Raw genomic sequence first — 2,031 nt, forward strand, 5'->3', positions numbered from 1 at the left:
GATACGGACCCGTACGTCCGGTGGTGTGGGAGGGGCGAAGCCGCGAGGCTTCCCCCTATCCCGATCCGCAAGCGGAGACGTGGATTGCTTCGCTCGCTCGCAATGACGGCTGCGTAGGGTGGGTTGGCGAAGCGTAACCCACCGAGAGCCGCGGGAAGAAAGTCTTGTAGGGTGGGCAAAGGCGCGTCTATCGCGCCGTGCCCACCATTGAGCACTCCGCTCGCAAGGGTGGGCACGCTGCGCTTTGCCCACCCTACAAGTATTGCGACCCTACAACTCACAATGTGCAGCGGCGCTGCGTCCGCATCTGCTGCTGCTCGGCCATCGCGGCGGTGAAGGTCGGGACCGGCTTGCTGACGACCTGGTAGGTTGAGGGCCATTGCATCGGCTTTTGCTGCAGGTCCTCATTCCAGATCTGGCAGATGCCGGTGTTTTCCCAGCGGATCACGTAATAGCCGGCCTCTGCGGGCCTGACGGCGTAGGCCGCAACAGCGAAGCAGGTGGCGAGGCAGAGGGCGGTAGCGCGACGCATGACGTATCTCCTGTCGAATTGTTATTTGGCTGCCTCCGCGATCGGCCGAGGCGCCGCCGATCTTTTGTGATCGTTTGTGGCGTTATTGGTACGGCAAGAGCGTGCTCCCTCGAAATCGGGAGGCCGCAATGATTTCATCAACCGTATTTTCACCGGCTGCTTCGCGCGGCGGTATGTTGATCCTCCGCTCGTTCGTCAGACCACAGCCAATCCGCCAGTTCCTGCCACGGCCGCAACGACCAGCTTCCCGCAGCTGCGCCCGATGGCGACGCCAGCACGAAGATGACGGGGAATTCCGGCAGCGGAGCTTGCCGGCCTAGCGCGATCGCTGTCGTTGGTCGTTCGTAGAACAGGGATGCCGCCTTCTTGCTGGTGAACGCGATGGCCTTGGGCTGATAGATCAGCATCTTCTCGCAGAACGCCGGCACATCGACAGGGAAGGCGAGCGCCCGGTGGTCCATCCCCGCGCCCGTCTTGCACATGTCGGTGAAGCCGATGCCGAGCTCGAGCAGCGCCGGAAATTCATGCGGCTCAAAGCGGCGCGGCGTGATGCTGACCTGATGCAGGGTCCGCCAGAAGCGATTGCCGGGATGCGCGTAATAATGGCCGAGGTCGGCTGACCGCTGGCTCGCGGCGGTGCCGACGAAGACCAGGCGCAGATCGGCGGCAAGCTGGTCGGGCAGCCGTTCGCGCGGAGCGGGCGCACCGCTCATGCAGCGCGAAGGTGTGCGACGCCCTCGATCTCGATCAGCATCTTCGGATCGGGCAGCGCCACCACCACGCAGGTGGTGCGCGCCGGATAGGGCGCCGGCCCGAATGCCTCGGCATAGAGCCTGTTCATCGTGGCGACGTCGGAGGCGCGCGTCAGCAGCACGTTGACCTTGGCGAGATCGCCCACCGTCGCGCCCGCTTCGTCCAGCACGCGCTTGAAGTTGGTGACGACGTTGGCGAACTGCGCTTCGAAGGTGTCAGGCAGTCCGCCGTTGGCGTCGAAGCCGGGGATACCGGAGATGAAGAGGAGATCGCCGACGCGGGCGCCGAACGAGAGCGGCGGCGCCTTGACGCCGGGCGGGGGAGGGAAGTGTTTTATGGACATGGGGCATCCTCGCGTGGTCGTTGGACAGATGAGATGCAGCATAGATCAGTGGCCGGCATGAGCCAACGGATCGCGCGAATGCATATCCGATGATCGGCCTCTCAATATGCGGGACGAGCGGCCGCGCGATCCAGGCAGCCGGCTCCTCAGGGCAGCCTGCAAAGACTGTCTGGACCGACGACACAGTCACAGATCAACGAGTGTTGCCGCTCTGCGATGGTGGGGAAGAACTAGAGCGTCGGTTCTGATGAAATCAGAGCCGACGCTCTAGATTCTTGTTTTGACGCGTTTTCTTCACGCGAACCGGTGTCCACTTCGCTCGAAAACGCTCTAGGGTCTGTTGGGATTCAGGATTCTCATTCGTGCTTGGCTGTGATTCAAGCTTTGGATGGAACGATTCGTT

Annotated in this window: 3 protein-coding genes; all 3 read right to left on the minus strand. The window is 62.8% G+C overall.

The features are described 5' to 3' along the window. Positions 1–277: 277 nt before the first annotated feature. Positions 278–532, minus strand: a complete 255-nt coding sequence (locus AAFX91_RS41165) for a hypothetical protein (RefSeq protein ID WP_394570289.1) — start codon at positions 530–532, stop codon at positions 278–280. Positions 533–681: 149 nt separating this feature from the next. Then, positions 682–1,245 (minus strand): mismatch-specific DNA-glycosylase, encoded by a 564-nt coding sequence (locus AAFX91_RS41170; protein ID WP_394570290.1) that lies wholly within the window; start codon positions 1,243–1,245, stop codon positions 682–684. Continuing rightward, complete coding sequence (locus AAFX91_RS41175; RefSeq protein ID WP_394570291.1) at positions 1,242–1,628, minus strand: RidA family protein; 387 nt, start codon at positions 1,626–1,628, stop codon at positions 1,242–1,244. Before AAFX91_RS41175 ends, AAFX91_RS41170 begins: the two co-directional genes overlap by 4 nt. Positions 1,629–2,031: the final 403 nt, after the last annotated feature.

It is taken from the genome of Bradyrhizobium sp. 31Argb, from assembly GCF_043638955.1.
Taxonomy (GTDB): domain Bacteria; phylum Pseudomonadota; class Alphaproteobacteria; order Rhizobiales; family Xanthobacteraceae; genus Bradyrhizobium.

Coding starts and splice junctions, on each gene's coding strand:
- AAFX91_RS41165 (WP_394570289.1), bottom strand. CDS start 532: ATGCGTCGCGCTACCGCCCTCTGCCTCGCCACCTGCTTCGCTGTTGCG.
- AAFX91_RS41170 (WP_394570290.1), bottom strand. CDS start 1,245: ATGAGCGGTGCGCCCGCTCCGCGCGAACGGCTGCCCGACCAGCTTGCC.
- AAFX91_RS41175 (WP_394570291.1), bottom strand. CDS start 1,628: ATGTCCATAAAACACTTCCCTCCCCCGCCCGGCGTCAAGGCGCCGCCG.